At 74.3% G+C, this 15,857-nt stretch carries 14 protein-coding genes; 7 read left to right on the top strand and 7 right to left on the bottom strand.

All coding sequences use genetic code 11. From position 1 onward, the window contains the following. The first annotated feature begins 129 nt into the window (after positions 1-129). A complete protein-coding gene (locus ACIQR3_RS19240; RefSeq protein ID WP_403540273.1) occupies positions 130-729 on the top strand; it encodes a TetR/AcrR family transcriptional regulator in 600 nt (199 codons plus the stop codon). Positions 730-936: 207 nt separating this feature from the next. Here ACIQR3_RS19240 and ACIQR3_RS19245 read toward each other — a convergent pair whose 3' ends face one another. The 6 genes from ACIQR3_RS19245 to ACIQR3_RS19270 all read right to left on the bottom strand — a co-directional run bounded on the left by ACIQR3_RS19245 (position 937) and on the right by ACIQR3_RS19270 (position 6,563). After that, complete coding sequence (locus tag ACIQR3_RS19245) at positions 937-2,730, bottom strand: ABC transporter ATP-binding protein (protein WP_403540275.1); 1,794 nt, start codon at positions 2,728-2,730, stop codon at positions 937-939. Between the two features lie 9 nt (positions 2,731-2,739). Beyond that, a complete protein-coding gene (locus tag ACIQR3_RS19250) occupies positions 2,740-3,813 on the bottom strand; it encodes an LLM class flavin-dependent oxidoreductase (protein WP_403540278.1) in 1,074 nt (357 codons plus the stop codon). Beyond that, positions 3,810-4,244 carry a lasso peptide biosynthesis B2 protein gene (locus ACIQR3_RS19255; protein WP_403540279.1) on the bottom strand — a complete coding sequence of 145 codons (435 nt, stop codon included), beginning with the start codon at positions 4,242-4,244 and terminating at the stop codon, positions 3,810-3,812. The genes ACIQR3_RS19250 and ACIQR3_RS19255 overlap by 4 nt, the downstream gene beginning before the upstream one ends. Beyond that, positions 4,241-4,498, bottom strand: coding sequence for a lasso peptide biosynthesis PqqD family chaperone (locus tag ACIQR3_RS19260; RefSeq protein ID WP_403540281.1), 258 nt, complete (start codon positions 4,496-4,498; stop codon positions 4,241-4,243). Before ACIQR3_RS19260 ends, ACIQR3_RS19255 begins: the two co-directional genes overlap by 4 nt. Next, positions 4,495-6,324 (bottom strand): asparagine synthase-related protein, encoded by a 1,830-nt coding sequence (locus ACIQR3_RS19265; protein ID WP_403540283.1) that lies wholly within the window; start codon positions 6,322-6,324, stop codon positions 4,495-4,497. Before ACIQR3_RS19265 ends, ACIQR3_RS19260 begins: the two co-directional genes overlap by 4 nt. A 113-nt stretch (positions 6,325-6,437) precedes the next feature. Continuing rightward, a complete protein-coding gene (locus tag ACIQR3_RS19270; protein WP_215165408.1) occupies positions 6,438-6,563 on the bottom strand; it encodes a lasso RiPP family leader peptide-containing protein in 126 nt (41 codons plus the stop codon). A gap of 408 nt (positions 6,564-6,971) precedes the next feature. Between ACIQR3_RS19270 and ACIQR3_RS19275 the strand changes: the two genes are divergently transcribed. Further along, on the top strand, positions 6,972-7,598 hold the full coding sequence (locus ACIQR3_RS19275) for a hypothetical protein (RefSeq protein WP_403540286.1): 627 nt from the start codon (positions 6,972-6,974) through the stop codon (positions 7,596-7,598). A gap of 79 nt (positions 7,599-7,677) precedes the next feature. Here the strand turns inward: ACIQR3_RS19275 and ACIQR3_RS19280 are convergent, their stop codons facing one another. Next, complete coding sequence (locus tag ACIQR3_RS19280) at positions 7,678-8,118, bottom strand: MarR family winged helix-turn-helix transcriptional regulator (RefSeq protein ID WP_215165480.1); 441 nt, start codon at positions 8,116-8,118, stop codon at positions 7,678-7,680. 210 nt (positions 8,119-8,328) lie between these two features. Here ACIQR3_RS19280 and ACIQR3_RS19285 point away from each other — a divergent pair, with 210 nt between their 5' ends. The 5 genes from ACIQR3_RS19285 (at position 8,329) to ACIQR3_RS19305 (ending at position 15,856) form a co-directional block, all read left to right on the top strand. Continuing rightward, positions 8,329-9,783: an MFS transporter gene (locus tag ACIQR3_RS19285; RefSeq protein WP_403540288.1), complete on the top strand. Its 1,455-nt coding sequence runs from the start codon at positions 8,329-8,331 to the stop codon at positions 9,781-9,783. Between the two features lie 272 nt (positions 9,784-10,055). After that, positions 10,056-11,519: a 4-hydroxyphenylacetate 3-hydroxylase family protein gene (locus tag ACIQR3_RS19290; RefSeq protein ID WP_403540289.1), complete on the top strand. Its 1,464-nt coding sequence runs from the start codon at positions 10,056-10,058 to the stop codon at positions 11,517-11,519. Between the two features lie 215 nt (positions 11,520-11,734). Then, on the top strand, positions 11,735-12,970 hold the full coding sequence (locus tag ACIQR3_RS19295; RefSeq protein WP_403540558.1) for a glycosyltransferase: 1,236 nt from the start codon (positions 11,735-11,737) through the stop codon (positions 12,968-12,970). Positions 12,971-13,060: 90 nt separating this feature from the next. Further along, positions 13,061-15,229, top strand: coding sequence for an RNA polymerase recycling motor ATPase HelR (gene helR / locus ACIQR3_RS19300; RefSeq protein ID WP_403540292.1), 2,169 nt, complete (start codon positions 13,061-13,063; stop codon positions 15,227-15,229). 177 nt (positions 15,230-15,406) lie between these two features. Then, a complete protein-coding gene (locus tag ACIQR3_RS19305; protein ID WP_403540294.1) occupies positions 15,407-15,856 on the top strand; it encodes an ATP-binding protein in 450 nt (149 codons plus the stop codon). Position 15,857 lies beyond the last annotated feature (1 nt).

The following is a 15,857-nucleotide window of genomic DNA, read 5'->3' on the forward strand; positions in this document are numbered from 1 at the left end:
CACCGGAACGAGCCGATTCAAGCGCGGAGCCGCGGCGCGGGAACCACGTGAATCACCGGTCCCGGCGCGGCGGTGCCCCACGCCGGGACCGGACCCGGCGGGGCCTGCCGCGGCCGGTACTCTTCGGGGGTGACGCAACACCCCAGGCCGGACGAACGGCGGTCCTCGAACCCCGGTCCGAAAGCCGCCGCCCGCAACCGGGCGGCCCTGATCGCCGCCGCCCGGGAGATCTACGCGGAGGCCGGCCTCAACGCCGCGCTGTCCGCGATCGCACGCCGGGCCGGCGTCGGACAGGGCGTTCTCTACCGGCACTTCCCCGACCGGGCCGCCGTCGCGGCCGCCGTGCTGGAGGAGAACGTGCGGCAGGTCGAGGAGGCCGCCGCGGCCGAGGGCGCCACCTTCGAGGACGCCCTCGGCGTCCTGTCCTGGCACCTGACGGAGTCGTCGGCCTTCATCAGCCTGCTGCACGCCGACGAGGCGGACCGGCGCTCCGGCACCTCCGCGACCCACGCGTACGCCCGCGCCCTCTCCGAACGGGTCGAGCGCGCGCTGCGCGACCGCCTGCCGCCGGGGCACCGGCTGGCCGCGGCCGACGATCTGACGCTCGCGGTCGCCATGGTCTCCGGTGCCGTCATCGGCCCGACCCACGAGGAGCGCACCGCCCGGGTACTGGCGGCCTGGCGGCTGCTCGGCGTCGAGGTGGGGCCGGTGCGGCCGTTCGAGGGGTGAGCGCGGACGGGGCGTCAGCCGCCGCCGGCCGGTGCCCCGGCGGCAGGCGGCCGCGCAGAGACCGTCCCGCGTACGTGCGGGACCTCCGCGGGCTCCCGGGCGCTGGGCCCCGTGACCGCGGGCTCCTCGGGTGCTGGGCCCCGTGACCGCAGCCCCCTCCCGGCACCGGGCCCCGAAACCGCAGCCGCCCCTCCGCGTCTCCGCGCCTCAGGGAACCAGCAGTTGTCCGGCCGCCAGGGCACGGTACAGGGAGTCCCCGGCCAGCAGTTCCTCATGGGTGCCCGTGGCCCGTACCCGGCCGGACTCCATCACGACGATGCGGTCGGCCATGGTCACGGTGGACAGCCGGTGCGCGATGACCACGACCGTCGTCTCGCGCGCCACGTCCACGACCACGTCGCGCAGGGCGCGTTCGTTGGCGGCGTCGAGCTGGGACGTGGCCTCGTCCAGGAGCAGCAGCCGGGGCCGGCGCAGCAGCGCCCGGGCGATGGCCACCCGCTGGCGTTCGCCGCCGGACAGCCGCGTGCCCCGGTGGCCGACCGGTGTGTCGAGCCCCTGGGGCAGGGCGCGCGCGAACGCGTCGAGACGGGTGCGGACGAGTACCTCGCCGATCTCGTCCTCGGTGGCGTCCGGTGCGGCGAACAGCAGGTTCTCCCGCAGCGTGCCGGAGAGCACGGGCGCGTCCTGCTCGATGTAGCCGATGCCGGCCCGCAGGTCGGCCAGGGGGATGTCGCGTACGTCCCGGCCGTCGATGAGGACCCGGCCGGAGGCCGGCTCGTAGAACCGTTCCAACAGGGCGAACACGGTGGACTTGCCCGCCCCGGAAGGGCCGACCAGGGCGGTCATCCGGCCGCCGGGCGCGGTGAAGTCCACCGCCCGGTGCACCTCGGGCAGGTCGGGCCGGTAGCGGAAGGAGACCTTCTCGAAGGTGACGGTGGCCGGGGGACCGGCCCGCCCGCCCGTGCTCACGGCGCGGCTCTCCGGCGGGGCGTCCGGGGCGGTGTCGGTCTCCAGGAGGTCGATCTCCCGCAGCCGGGCCACGGCGGCCGCCCCGACGTGGAACTGGGTGGTCGCCTGGATCAGCTCGGAGACCGGCTGCGTCAGGTAGAAGAGCAGCATCAGGAAGGCCACCAGCACCGAGACCTCGACGGTCCCCGACGCCACCCGGGCGCCGCCCACACCCAGGACGCACAGGAACGACACCTGCACGGACAGGCCGGCCGCGGTGCCCATCAGCGCCTGCCAGCCGGCCGCCCGGACACCGCTGCGCCAGGCCTCGTCGGCACTCCGGTGCACCGCTGCCGTCTCCCGGTCCTCGGCCCCGGACGCCTTCACCGTCCGCAGGGCGCCCAGGGCCCGTTCCAGTACGGCGCCCATCTCACCCACCGCGGCCTGGGCCCGCGCGGTGGCCCGCGCGATACGGGGCATGGTGACGGCCAGCACCGCGCAGGTGAGCGCGATGACACCGGCGGTCACGCCGAGCAGTACCGGGTCGAGCAGTCCCATCGTCACGGTGACCCCCGTCAGGGCCAGCGCGCTGGTGACGGCCGAGACCAGTGACTGGGTGGTGACCTGCCGGAGCAGCGTCGTGTCCGAGGAGACCCGCGACAGGAGGTCACCGGGTTCCAGCCGGTCGAGTTCGGCGATCCTCAGACGCAGCAGCCTGCCCGTGATCCCGCGCCGGGCGCCGCGCACCACCGACTCGGCGGCGCGCGCCAGGACGTACTGGCCGAGCGCCCGCAGCACGGCGCCGAGCACCACGAGCACCGACAGGGCCGCCAGGGCGCCGGTGACGGGCCGCCGGTCGCCGAAGTCGTCGATCAGTTCCCTGGCCGCGAGCGGCTGGCCCAGCATGGCCGCCGTACCGGCGAGCCCCAGCAGCCCGCCGCAGACGATCCGCGGCAACTGGCCGCGGGCGTACCGCAGCAGGACGCGGCCGGTCGTACGCAGGGTCAGGGAGGCGGCGGGGAGCGGCGGGGCGGCGGGCGGCCGGGTGCGCATGGCGGGCCCTCAGCGGGCGGCCGGGGCCGGGCGGCGGCCGACGCGGCGCCGTACCGCCGGGAAGACCCGCGTCGCGAGCCGCTCCAGCTGGGCCAGCGTCTCCTCCGTCCCCTCCGTCCCCTCCACCTGGCACATGACGCGGGTGCAGCCGGAGACGCCGATGTGGTGCGCCAGCCGCTCCACGCAGGTCTCCAGCGGCCCGACCGGGTGATGGGCCAGGATCCGGCCCGCCAGCGTCGCGACGTGCTCCTCGGTCACCGGCGGCGCGGCCGGCAGTGACGGGTCGGGCGGCAGACCGCGGTGCTGGTTGAGCGCGAGGACGAACCGGGCCCGGTCCCGCATCAGCCGCTCGGCCTCCCGCGCGGAGCCGGTCACCCGGGTGAACACGGCGAACGCGTGCCCGCCCACGGGCTCGCCCGCACCGGTGGCGCGGGCCCGCCGGGCGTGCAGGGCCACCATCTCCGCCTTCGCCTCGGCGCTCTTGTCGAAGAACAGCATCAGCGGCAGCCCCCGGTCGGCGGCCAGTTCGATCGAGGCGGGGGAGCCGGCCGCCACGTACACCGGGGGGTACGGCGAGGTGCGCGCCGCGGGCAGCGGCCGCACCCACGGCGGGGCGGGCGCCGCGAGACCCGTGGGCACCTCGCCGCGCAGCGCGTCGAGCAGGCGGTCCAGCGGCGGGCCCAGCCCGGTCCGCCAGTCGCCGATCCCGCCGCCCAGCACCTCGTACTCGACACCCGGGACGCCGCGCCCCACCCCGAGGACGAACCGGCCGCCCGAGACCTGGTCGAGCAGCGCCGCCTGCTCGGCCGTGTGCACGGGGGAGTGCAGCGGCAGGACGGTCACCGCCGTGCCGACGCGGACGCGCTCCGTCCGGCCCAGCAGGTATGCCGCGAGGGCCAGTGCCGAGGGGTTGACGGCGGAGTCGAGGAAGTGGTGCTCGGTCAGCCACACGTCGTCCAGCCCGAGCGCCTCGGCCGCCCTGGCCAACGCCACCGTACGGGCGAGCACCTCGGAGTCCGTCTGGCCCGGGTACCGGTCGGTGGTCAGCAGGACGCCGAACCTGACGCCGTCGCCCGCCGTCATCGCCCCGCCCGGTCCGCCGCGGCCACGGACACGCGCTGCAAGGGCCGGAACAGTTCGACGCCCCCGCCCTCGCCGACGGGACGGCCCTCCACCTCCACCCAGGCGTGCGCGCGGAACGGCTCGGTGCGCACGCCGGTGCACCAGTCCGGCCACTGTCCGCGCACCCGGCACAGCAGCACGGTGGCCACCGAACGCTGCAGACATCCCTGCCCGGCGCAGGTGCGGCTGACGGACACCACCGCCCGGCGGCTGCGCAGGGCCTGTGCCTCGGCGCAGGGACGGGCGCCGCGGGCGACGGCGCGCAGCACCCGGCGCAGCCGGCCGGGAGACAGCCGGATCAGCAGCCAGGCCGCCGTCACGGCGAGCCGGGCGAGCAGCGCGTCACCCCGGGAGAGCGGGGCCCGTGCCTCGGGTACGACGGGGAAGGTCATGCCGTCACCAGCCGGGCCCCGACCAGGCGCGCCACCAGCGCGTCGACGTCCGCCGCCATCCGCTCCCGCTGCCCGGGGAAGGACGCGGCGAGTTCCTCGACGATCTCCGGTACGCCGAGGCCGTCCCGCAGCAGCCGGACGACGGTGGCGCCGGTGCGGTTGAGCATCCAGTAGCGGCCCGTGGACTCGTGCAACAGCACCATGCCGTCGTCGGTCTCGGCCGTGGTCACGTCGGGGGCGAGTGAATAGCTCATCGGATTCCCTTCGCGGCACCGGCCCGCTCCCGTGCCGCCTCGACCGAGCGCAGCCACGACTCACAGGCCAGCGTGGAGACCATCGGGATGAAACTCCGGGGGGTGGGGTGCGGGGCGAGGAGCACGGAGCGGACCGCGACCGGGTCCACCAGGCCCAGCCGGGCCAGCCGCATGTCCTCGCCGAGCTCCAGCAGTTCCCTCCGGTGGCGCCGCACACCGGCGTACACGTCGGCGCTGAACTCGCCCTTCGTGGTGCGTTCCAGGACCGGATCGGGGACGGTGCCGCGCAGCGCGGCCGTCAGCAGCGGCTTGGTCAGCCCCGGGCGGGTGCGGTCGGTGAGCCGCAGGGTGAGCGCCGCCTCCAGTACCTGGTCGTCGAGGTACGGGGCGTGGTACGAGACGCCGGACCGCGAGGTGAGACGGTCGGTCAGACGGACGGTCGTCCCGCAGCGGCGCACGGCCTGGACGACCTCGTGCTGCGCGGGGTCGGGGGAGTGGGGTTCGGCCCCCCGCTCCGCCGCCTCCCGGAGCAGCCGGCGGCAGACGTCGGCCGCCGGGGCGGTCACCCAGAACGGCAGCCGCGGGTGATGGCCCCAGCCGGTCAGCGGTTCACGGGGACCCCGGATGGGCGTGGTGAGGGAGCGTGACGCCGCGTGCAGCCACTGGCCGTACGACGGGTCGCGCAGCAGGTTGCGCGCCAGCGCGCCGAGCGGCCAGCGGTACATGCTGCGGGCCACCCGCAGCTCCGTGAGGGACCGCAGCGGCGCACGGCGGGCCAGGACGTGGAAGAAGGAGGGCGCCGGGTGGAAGAGTTCGTCGCCGCCGTGGCCCGTCAGGTGGACGGACACCTCACGGGCGGCCAGCCGTTCGGCCACGTAGGTCATCGCCGCGGTCGTCCGCCACCAGGCGTACGGCGCCTCCAGGTCGTCCTCGGGGACGGGGCGGCAGGCGAACGAGTGCGGTACCTGGGACCAGGGCAGCACGAGGGATTCGGCGTCCGGCAGGTATCCGGCCGCCTGCCGAGCCCACCAGGCGTCGTCGTTGGCGGGGTCCACGGCGTCCTTGCGCACGGTCACCAGCCGCCGGCAGCGCTCGTCCGCCGCGGTGAGCAGGGCCAGGCTCGTGGAGTCCAGCCCGCCGGACAGGTCGCAGCCGACGACGCCGGACCGCGTCCGCGCGGCGACCGCGCCCCGCAGCGCGGTGAGCACCTGCCGGGCGCTGCGCCCGATCGGCTGGTCGGCCGGGGGAGGGGACCACCAGCGGACCGTGTGGTGGCTGCCGTCGCGACGCACCCGGAGCCAGTGGCCGGGCGGCAGACAGGACACCGAGCGCCAGGCCGTGCGGCCGGTCAGCGGCCAGGGCGGCTGTGCCAGGAGATGGCAGACCACCGTGGTCTCGTCGACCTCGCCGCCCGACAGGGCCGCCAGGGTGTCCGGCCGGTCGGCCGCCAGGGTGAGGCCGTCGACGGTGGTGTGGAAGATCTCGCGGACACCCGAGAGGGAGCCCTGGGCGCGCGTCTCACCGTCGAAGGAGGCCAGCGTGTGGTAGCTGCCCGGGACCGTCCGCAGGGCGTCGCCGAGCCGGTCGAGGGTCGCACAGCGTCCGACCACGCGCGCGAGGTCCTCGGAGGTCGCCGCGAAGCAGCCGAGGAGGGCGACGCGGCGGGGACCGACGGAGGCGGTCAGGATCTCGTCGTCCGCCCAGGAACCGACGACCCAGGGACGCCCGGACGCGTGGGCGAGCATTCCGTCCGGCTCCCGGTGGCGCGACGGCACACCGGCGGCGACCGCGCCCAGCCGGTGGTCGGGCAGAACGAGAAACCGCATGAGTCCTCCACTGGTCCACCGGAGCGAGCCGGTCCGACGTCGACGGGCGTACGTGCCGGCTCCCCCTCCCACGTGGTCACCGCGGGCGACGCGGGGGAGCCGGCCCGGTGGGCTCAGCAGCCCAGCCACCAGCACAGGTCGTAGGCGTCCCAGCCCCAGACGCCCGTGTCCAGGGTGAGTTCCCTGAAGCCTCCGACCTCGACCAGGGCGGGCGGCTCGTACACGGTGTTCTCGCTCATGTCGTTCACCTCCCCTCGCATTCGCGCTCACTGCCGGCGGAATGCCGCAGTGCTGCCCCCGTTCGCACTTCATGCTGGGCAGGTGGGTGCCAATGTAGGGACGCGCCGGTCCCGGGCGCCCGAGCGGAACGTCCCGGTGAAGTCCCCTTTCTGTCCTGGTACATGGACAGCGCGACGAGCGAGCCTGAAAACTGGCCGGACGGCTCGCGGGGGCCGGCTCACCGAGGACGGCGGGAGGGACGGATCCGGATGCATTCCGTTCGGGGGACCCGGTACGGCAGAAGACGAGCGCTGCGCGGCGCCCTGGGAGTGGCCGGCGCCCTGGCGCTGGGAACGGCGGCTTCCCGCTCACCGGCGCGGGCGGCCGCCGGACGCCGGGCCGGCCCCGCCCTCCCCGAGGTGCCGGGCATGCTCGGCGACCGGCTGGCGAACGAATTCTGGTACCAGTTCGACGAGGCGACCTATTTCCGGCAGTCACCGCGACTGCGGGAAGCCTATGCGGAAATGGCCCGGTACCTCGGCGGGAACGCGTTGACCGGGGTCCGCGACGCGTGGGTGAGAACCGGGGCAGAACCCGGTTATCCGGAGACGTACGCCGCCTTTCTCGAACCGGTGCGCGAACCGCTCCGGGTGATTTCCCGCGCTCAGGCCGAGGTCTTCGACCGGTATTACGGCCGGCGTCCCGACGGCATTCTCGACGCGATGTCGTACTTCGCCCAGGGGGTGCTGTTCGATCCGCGCAGGGCGCCGCAGGAGTCGGAAGTGCACACCATGAACGGGGACCCGCCGCTCGCCTACCACACCTGGCACGCCTACCAGTACGCGAGCGTCCTGCTGGACGTCGACCGACCGTTCTGGACCGCGATGATCCCCGTCAACGGGTTCGCGTGGGCGCTGCAACTGGTGGCGAAGCCGGACACCCGGACCGTCAACCCCCCGCTGCCCCGGGCGACGGTGGCCCGGGTGGCGGCGTCCTGGCTGCCGCGCGGCCCGCGGCGCATCGACGCGGACCTGCTGGCGTTCCATCACCGCTGACGCGAAGGGGCGGACGTACGGCCCCCCGGTACGTCCGCCCCTTCGCGTCACCTGGTCCGCCGTCCGTCCTCCGCCGGCGTCAGGCGGGACGTTCCGCCGGGTCGGGGCGCGGCCACGGCATCCCGTGCAGTCGCTCGATGTCCGAGTTGAAGCGCTGGAGCAGGTCGGCGAAGGCGGCGATGTCCTCCTCCGGCCAGTCGGTCATGATCCGGTCCAGACTGGCCACCAAGCCGGTGCGCTCCTCGTCCAGACGCCGCTCGCCCTCCTCGGTGATGCGGAACTTGCGGGCCAGGCCGCCGTCGGGGTCGGGGATGCGCTCGACCAGACCGGCCCGCATGGCGGCCGCCGTCTGCCGGTTGAGCGTGGAGACGTCGAGCCCGAACGCGTCGCCCAGCTGCCCGATCGACATCGGGCCCTGCACCCGGATACGGCTGAGCAGGATGTAGGCGCTGCGGTCCAGGACACTGCCGGTGCGTCGGCCTTTGCTCTTGTGCAGATGCATATAACGGCTCAGCAGCATCTGCTCGAACTCCACTCGCTCCGTAGCCCTGTCCGCCCTGTTCACAAGCCCTCTTCTCCGCCCTCTGCGTCGCCGTGCGCACCCTCGGACCCAGTCGGCTCCATCATATGCACTCGACACATCATGTGGTAGATACACAAGCTATGTATGATGCACATCGCGTCTCGGTGGAGACGCCGTCACTCATCCAGGTTTCGCAGAGGAGCTCCCATGGACGGCCCCCAGCCGACCACCGCCCGCCCGGGCGGCGTCGTCGCCACACTCGCCCTGGCAGGCACCGTCGCCGCGGTCATGCAGACGCTGGTGACCCCCCTGATCGCGGAGATGCCGCAGATCCTGCACACCAGCTCCTCGAACGCGGCCTGGGTGGTCACCGTCACCCTCCTCGTCGCGGGGGTGTGCGTGCCCGTCTCGGGCCGGCTCGGTGACCTGGTCGGCAAGCGGCGGATGCTGCTGGTCTGCGCGGTGCCACTGGTCGTCGGGTCGGTGGTGTGCGCCCTCTCCTCCTCCGTCGTGCCGATGATCGTCGGCCGCGGACTGCAGGGGATGGGCATGGGCATGGTGCCGCTGGGCATCGCGCTGCTGCGCGACGTCGTCCCGGCGGAGAAGCTGAGCGGCTCCATCGCCCTGGTCAGCGCGTCCATGGGCATCGGCGGCGCCATCGGCCTGCCGCTGGCCGCCGCCGTGGCCCAGTACGCGAACTGGCGGACGCTGTTCTGGGGTTCGGCCGGCCTCGCCCTGCTGATCGGCGTCCTGATCTTCTTCGTGGTCCCGGACGTCCCGGCCGGCGCCAAGGGACAGCGGTTCGACGCCCCGGGCGCGGTCGGGCTCGCCATCGGCCTGGTCTCCCTGCTCCTGGCGATCTCCAAGGGCGCCGACTGGGGCTGGGGTTCGGGCACCACACTGGGCCTGTTCGCCCTCGCCGTCGTCGCGCTCGTCACCTGGGGCTTCTACGAGCTGCGCACCCGGGACCCGCTGATCGACCTGCGCACCACGGCCCGCCCCCGCGTGCTGCTCACCAACGCGTCCTCGATCCTCATCGGCGTCGGCATGTACGCCTTCATGCTGATCGCGCCGCAACTGCTCCAGTTCCCCGAGGCCACGGGCTACGGCCTGGGCCAGTCGATGCTGGCGGCGGGCCTGTACCTCGCTCCCGGCGGCGTGATGATGATGATCATCTCTCCGCTGGGCGGCAAGCTCATCAACGCCCGCGGTCCCAAGCCCGCCCTCGTCCTCGGCGCGCTGGTGATAGCCGTCGGGTACGGCCTCGCCCTCCCGCTGATGGGGACCGCCTGGGGTCTGATGGTCGCCGGTATCGTGATCAACAGCGGTGTCGCCCTGGCCTACGGTGCCATGCCCGCGCTGATCATGAGCGCGGTCCCGCTCTCCGAGACGGCGGCGGCCAACGGCTTCAACGCCCTGATGCGCTCGCTCGGCACGACCATCGGCTCGGCGGTGATCGGTGTCGTCCTGGCGCAGATGACCGTCACCCTGGGCGGCTACTCGCTCGCCTCCGAGGACGGTTTCCGTACGGGGCTGCTGATCGGCTGCGGTGTCGCCCTGGTGTCGGCCGCCGTGGCCTGTCTGATCCCCGCCCTGCGCACGGACAGCGGTGCGGCGGCGGGCGATGAGGTCCCGGCCGAGAAGGCGCCGACCCGCGCCTGAACCGAGACGGGCGCCCGGTACGCACCGGGCGCCCGCCGGGCCCGGCAGCGGGAACAGAGCCCCGCCGGAGGCGTGAGCCGGCCGACCCGCTCACGCCTGGGCACACCGCGCCCCATCCGCCCCGCCCGGCCGCCCCGGCCCCGCGCCCCCGGCCCCGCCCCGTTCACGGCCCGGCCGGACCGGGCATCCCCTCCGCGAGTCCGCCGCAGCCGGAGCGCGGGAACCCGACCGCCGGTTCCCGGCCCCCGGCCCCGCGACCGAGGAGGCCCCGCATGATCCGTACCGGCCAGCAGTACAAGCAATCCCTCTCTCCCGACCGGCAGATCTGGATCGACGGCGAACGCGTCAAGGACGTCACCGCACACCCCCACTTCGCCCCGATCGTCGGCATCCGCGCCCGTATCCACGACCTCGCCCACGAGGCCGCCACCCAGGACGTCATGTCCTACGCCGATCCGGAGACCGGCGAGCGCCACAGCATCGCCTGCAAGCCGCCGCTCACCCAGCGGGACTGGCACGACAAGCGCGCCGCCGTCGACACCGTGCTGGACGAGGCGCGCGGCGTCGTCACCCGGGTCGGCGACGAGACGGTCGGCGAGATGTGGTCGCTCCTGGACGGACAGCGGGTCCTCGACGAACTGGACCCGCGGTTCTCCGCGAACATCCGGCGCCACGTCGCCCGTTCGGTGTCCGAGGACCTCTTCCACGTCTCGGCCGACACCGACCCCAAAGGCGACCGGTCCAAACGCCCCCAGGACCAGGACCCCGACCTGCTGCTGCGCGTGGTCCGCGAGACCGACAGCGGCATCGTCGTGCGCGGCGCCAAGTACGAGACCGCCGCGGCCTACGCGAACCAGGCGTTCGTCAAACCGGCCGTCGCCGACTGGGGCGGCGCCGAACTCTCGGAGTACGCCGTCGGGTTCATCGTCGACATGAACACCAAGGGCCTGAAATTCCTCTGCCGCACCGGGTTCGCCGGCCGCGGCAGGGCCGAGGACTACCCCCTGTCCCACCGCGTCGACGAGATCGACACCCTGGTGGTCTTCGACGACGTCGAAATCCCCTGGGAGGACGTGCTGTTCCACCGGCACACCAAGGCCGCCGCCCTGCTCCGCACCACCCTGCACCGCTACTCGGCGCTGCCCTTCACCCACCGCACCCTGCGCCTGGCCGACCTCATGATCGGCGCCGCGCTGTGGAACGTACGGCAGACCGGGCTGGAACGCCGGCCGGCGGTGCGGGAGAAGCTGGCCCAGCTGGCCTGCTACCGCGAGAGCGTCAACGCCCACCTCACCGCGGCGATCGCGATGGGCACGACGTCACCCGGCGGACTGTTCATGCCGGACCAGTCCCTGCTGCACACCGGCCGGGTCCTGGCCTGCTCCCAACTGCCGCAGATGACCCACCTCGCCCGTGAGCTGTGCGGCGGCCAGATCTGCGTCACCCCGGACTCGGCGAGCTTCGCCGACCCCGAGGCCGGCCGCTGGCTGGAGAAGTTCTACACGGTCGGCGAGGACTGGGTGGCCGACGACCGGCGCAAGCTCCTCGCCTTCGCCCGCGACCTGCTCAACTCCGACTACGCCGGGCACCGCCTCACCTTCCAGCTCTTCGCGCAGGGCCCGCCCTTCGCCCAACTGGCCGCCGTCTACCACGCCTTCGACTGGAGCGGCCCGCTGGACCTGGTCCGCGACGCCGCCGGACTGTCCGACCGCGTACGGGGCCCGGAGCGGGACTGAACGAACGCCGCCGTACGGCACCGGCCCGGCCGCCGGTGCCGTACGCGCACGACGCGGCCCGGCTCGACTGCTCGGGGGAACGGCGGGGGGAGAAACCCACTTCCCGCCACTCTCAACGTATAGCGCACGGGGGGCCTTGCGGCAAGGCCCCCGTCGTGCCGCAGAATGACCGGCCTGAGCCCAGGACCAGCGAAAACGGGAGTCGCCGAGTGCGTGTGTTGTTGTCGACGTACGGGTCGCGGGGGGACGTCGAACCCTTGGTGGGGCTGGCCATGGCGTTGCGGGACCTCGGCGCCGAGGCGCTGGTGTGCGCGCCGCCGGACGAGGATTTCGCGCGGCGGCTGGCCGGGGCCGGTGTGCCGCTGGTACCGGTCGGCCCGTCGGCGCGCGCGCTGACGAAGGCGGCGCCGGCGCCGTCGTCCCTGCCCGAGCGCGCGGCGGCGTTGATCGCCGCCCAGTTCGAGGTGGTCACCGCGGCCGCCGAGGGCTGCGACGTACTGGTGGCCACCGGCATGGTGCCGGCCGCGGCCGGTGCGCTGTCGGTGGCCGAGAAACTCGGCATCCGCTCCGTGTCCGTGACCTTCCAGCAACTGACCCTGCCGTCCCCGCTGCGCCGGCCGCTGGAGTACCCGGGCCGGCCCCTCCCGCCGGAGGTGACCGACCACCGGGTGCTGTGGGACCTCGACGCCGAGAGCATCGACGTACTGTTCGGGGAGGCGCTCGACACGAGCCGGGTCTCCCACGGACTGCCCCCGGTGCGGGGCGTACGTGACTACGTCATCGGCGACCGGCCGTGGCTGGCGACCGACCCGGTGCTGGACCCGTGGCAGGGGAGCGAGGACCTCGGCGTCGTACAGACCGGGGCCTGGATCGCCCCCGACGTCCGCCCGCTCCCGGCCGCGCTGACGGCGTTCCTGGAGGCCGGCGCGCCACCGGTGTACGTCGGCTTCGGCAGCATGCCCCTGCACACGGCGCCGGACGCCGCCCGGGTGGCGGTCGAGGCGGCCCGCGCCCACGGACGCCGGGTGGTGCTGGGCGGCGGCTGGGCCGGCCTGACCCGGCCCGACGACGGGGACGACTGCTTCCTCGTCGGCGAGGCCGACCACCGGGCGCTCTTCGGCCGGGTGGCGGCCGTCGTGCACCACGGCGGCGCCGGCACCACGACCACCGCGGCCCGGGCCGGCACGCCCCAGGTGGTGGTGGCGCAGGCCGCGGACCAGCCGTACTGGGCGGACCGGGTCGCCGGCCTCGGCATCGGCGCCGCACACGACGGCCCGGCCCCCACCGTCGCCTCCCTGACCGCCGCCCTCGGGACGGCCCTGGCGCCCGGGACCGCGGCACGGGCACGTACTGTGGCCGCCACGGTGCGCACCGACGGAGCGACGGTGGCCGCGCAGCTGCTGCTCGACCTGGCCGACCCGGCGAAGCCGCGCGGATCAGCGCGAACGTGAACCCCACGACGGCCCGCGGGACACCCGTCCCCGGCCCCCGCAACGCGCCTTGGTCGCGAGCGTGACCCACACATCGGAGCTGAGACAACCGTGAAACCCCTGACCACCAGCGCGTTCGACCTCCCCGACCGGCTCTCGGCCAAGGCCGACCCGGCACTGATCGCCGAGGACGAGCGGCACTTCGCGGCCCTGGCGGCCTGCCTGGAGCAGTCGATCGCCGAGCTGTCCGACCGTCTCGCCGCCACCCGCAGGGCCCCCGGCGGCCTGGGCCGGCAGGCCATGGACCGGGACACGGAGATCCACCGGCTGACCTCCCGGCTGCGCGCCCTGCGCCGCTTCGGCCTCGACCTGTGCCTCGGACGCATGGTCGGCACGGACAGCCCCGAGCCGGTGTACGTCGGACGGCTCGGCCTCACCGACAGCACGGGGCGCCGGCTGCTGGTCGACTGGCGTACCCCCGCCGCCGAGCCGTTCTTCGGAGCCACCCACGCCCGTCCGATGGGGCTGGCCAGCCGCCGCCGGTACCGCTGGACCGACGGCCGGATCAGCGACTACTGGGACGAGGTGTTCACCCCGGACGGGCTGGCCGGCCACGCCGCGCTCGACGACCAGTCCGCCTTCATCGCCAGCCTCGGCTCCACGCGGACGGCACGGATGCGGGACGTCCTCGGCACCATCCAGGCCGACCAGGACGCCGTCATCCGCGCGGGCTCCCGCGGCACCCTCGTCGTGGACGGCGGTCCGGGCACCGGCAAGACCGTCGTCGCGCTGCACCGTGCCGCCTACCTCGTCCACTCCGACCCGCGCCTGGGCCACCGCAGGGGCGGCGTCCTGTTCGTCGGCCCGCACCGGCCCTACCTCGCCTACGTCTCCGACGTCCTGCCCAGCCTCGGGGAGGAGGGCGTGCAGACCTGCCTCCTGCGCGACCTCGTCGCCGAGGGAGCCGGAGCGGGCGTGGAGGCCGATCCGGAGGTGGCCCGGCTCAAGTCGTCCGCCGACCTGGTGAAGGCGATCGAGAAGGCCGTCCGGTTCTACGAGGAACCGCCCGCCGAGGGTATGACGGTCACCACCCCCTGGTCCGACATCCGGCTGAGCGCCGGCGAATGGGCCGCGGCCTTCGAGGCGGCGGCCCCCGGCACCCCGCACAACGAGGCCCGCGACCAGGTCTGGGAGGAACTGCTCACCATCCTGACCGACAAGCACGACGGCGACGCCCCGGAGGAACTGCTCCGCAGGTCGCTCGACCGGAACCGGGAACTGCGTACCGCCTTCGACCGCGCCTGGCCGCTGCTCGAAGCGGCCGACCTGGTCGGCGACCTGTGGTCGGTCCCCGCCTACCTGCGGCTGTGCGCCCCCTGGCTCGACCGGGACGACGTACGCAGGCTCCAACGCGCGGACCCGGCCGCCTGGACCGTGTCCGATCTGCCGCTGCTGGACGCGGCGCGGCAACGGCTCGGCGACCCGGAGGCGGCCCGGCGCAGGCGCCGGGACCAGGCCGCCCTGGCCGCCCAGCGCGACCGCATGGACCGGGTCGTCGACAACCTGATCGCGGCAGTGGCGGACTCCGGCGCCGACGGTGACGACGGCGAGGGCCTGGTACGGATGCTGCGCGGCCAGGACGCCCAGGTCAGCCTGGTCGACGAGAGCGAACTGGCCACCGCCGAACCGGACCTCCTGGCCGGTCCGTTCGCCCACGTCGTCGTCGACGAGGCCCAGGAGCTGACCGACGCGGAGTGGCAGATGCTGCTGGTCCGCTGCCCCTCGCGCAGCTTCACCGTCGTCGGGGACCGCGCCCAGGCCCGGCACGGGTTCACCGAGTCATGGCGGGAACGGCTCGAACGGGTCGGCCTCGACCGGATCGAACTGGCCTCCCTGAACATCAACTACCGGACGCCGGAGGAGATCATGGCGGAGGCCGAGCCGGTCATCCGGGCCGCCCTCCCGGACGCCAACGTTCCCACCTCCGTCCGCAGCGGCGGCGTCCCCGTCGTCCACGGCTCCACCGCGGACCTGGAGACGGTCCTCGGCACCTGGCTCGCCGCACACGACGAGGGAACCGCCTGCGTCATCGGCGACCCCGCGTTCCGGGAGACGCCCCGTGTCCGCTCGCTCACCCCGGAACTGGCGAAGGGACTCGAATTCGACCTGGTCGTCCTCGTCGACCCGGACCGGTTCGGCGACGGCGTCGAAGGAGCCGTCGACCGTTACGTCGCGATGACCCGCGCGACCCGGCAGCTCGTCCTCCTGACCAGTTCCTGACCTCGGCGGGCGACGCGGCGACCGGCGTACGGGACCGGTCGCCCGTTGCCGTACGGAGGGGTTCGCGGAGCGTGCCGGGACCCGGCGGGAACTATCGTAGGGGCGACAAGTGTTCTGGTCGCGCGGGACGACGGCGGCGTCCCGCGTTCCACGGGGGAGTCGGACGGCGGTGGCGGCATGGGTGAGGTCGGAACGGACGGCGTGGCCGGCGCGGGGACGCCGTCCGGGGGCGGTGCGCGCGGGCTTTCGGTGACGTTCGAGCCCGGCACGTTCCGCGTCGCGGACGCGCGCCGTGTCGCGGTCCGCTATCTGGCCGCGTCACGGGACGAACGGGCCGAGCCGTGGCCGGAGCGGGTCGTGGAGGCGGCGCAGCTGGTGGTCAGCGAACTGGTCACCAACGCGGTCAAGTACGGATCGGGCCCGGTGCGGCTGTCCCTGTCCGTCGCCGACGGCATGATGTCGGTGACCGTGCGGGACGGCGAGACGGCCCTGCCGGTACCGCGGCCGGCCGACCCCGGCCGGGTGGGGCAGCACGGCCTGGAGATCGTCGCGGCGCTGAGCCAGCACCTCGACGTCCGGCGCGAGCCGACCGGCAAGCGGGTCACCGCCCGCATCGCGCTGCGCTGAA

It is taken from the genome of Streptomyces sp. NPDC090994 (assembly GCF_044768905.1).
In the GTDB taxonomy this organism is placed as follows: Bacteria; Actinomycetota; Actinomycetes; order Streptomycetales; family Streptomycetaceae; genus Streptomyces.

Excerpts from the sequence above, each read along its gene's own strand:
- ACIQR3_RS19245 (WP_403540275.1), bottom strand. The coding sequence starts at position 2,730 with ATGCGCACCCGGCCGCCCGCCGCCCCGCCGCTCCCCGCCGCCTCCCTG.
- ACIQR3_RS19250 (WP_403540278.1), bottom strand. The coding sequence starts at position 3,813 with ATGACGGCGGGCGACGGCGTCAGGTTCGGCGTCCTGCTGACCACCGAC.
- ACIQR3_RS19255 (WP_403540279.1), bottom strand. The coding sequence starts at position 4,244 with ATGACCTTCCCCGTCGTACCCGAGGCACGGGCCCCGCTCTCCCGGGGT.
- ACIQR3_RS19260 (WP_403540281.1), bottom strand. The coding sequence starts at position 4,498 with ATGAGCTATTCACTCGCCCCCGACGTGACCACGGCCGAGACCGACGAC.
- ACIQR3_RS19265 (WP_403540283.1), bottom strand. The coding sequence starts at position 6,324 with ATGCGGTTTCTCGTTCTGCCCGACCACCGGCTGGGCGCGGTCGCCGCC.
- ACIQR3_RS19270 (WP_215165408.1), bottom strand. The coding sequence starts at position 6,563 with ATGAGCGAGAACACCGTGTACGAGCCGCCCGCCCTGGTCGAGGTCGGA.
- ACIQR3_RS19275 (WP_403540286.1), top strand. The coding sequence starts at position 6,972 with ATGCTCGGCGACCGGCTGGCGAACGAATTCTGGTACCAGTTCGACGAG.
- ACIQR3_RS19280 (WP_215165480.1), bottom strand. The coding sequence starts at position 8,118 with ATGCTGCTGAGCCGTTATATGCATCTGCACAAGAGCAAAGGCCGACGC.
- ACIQR3_RS19285 (WP_403540288.1), top strand. The coding sequence starts at position 8,329 with ATGGACGGCCCCCAGCCGACCACCGCCCGCCCGGGCGGCGTCGTCGCC.
- ACIQR3_RS19290 (WP_403540289.1), top strand. The coding sequence starts at position 10,056 with ATGATCCGTACCGGCCAGCAGTACAAGCAATCCCTCTCTCCCGACCGG.
- ACIQR3_RS19305 (WP_403540294.1), top strand. The coding sequence starts at position 15,407 with ATGGGTGAGGTCGGAACGGACGGCGTGGCCGGCGCGGGGACGCCGTCC.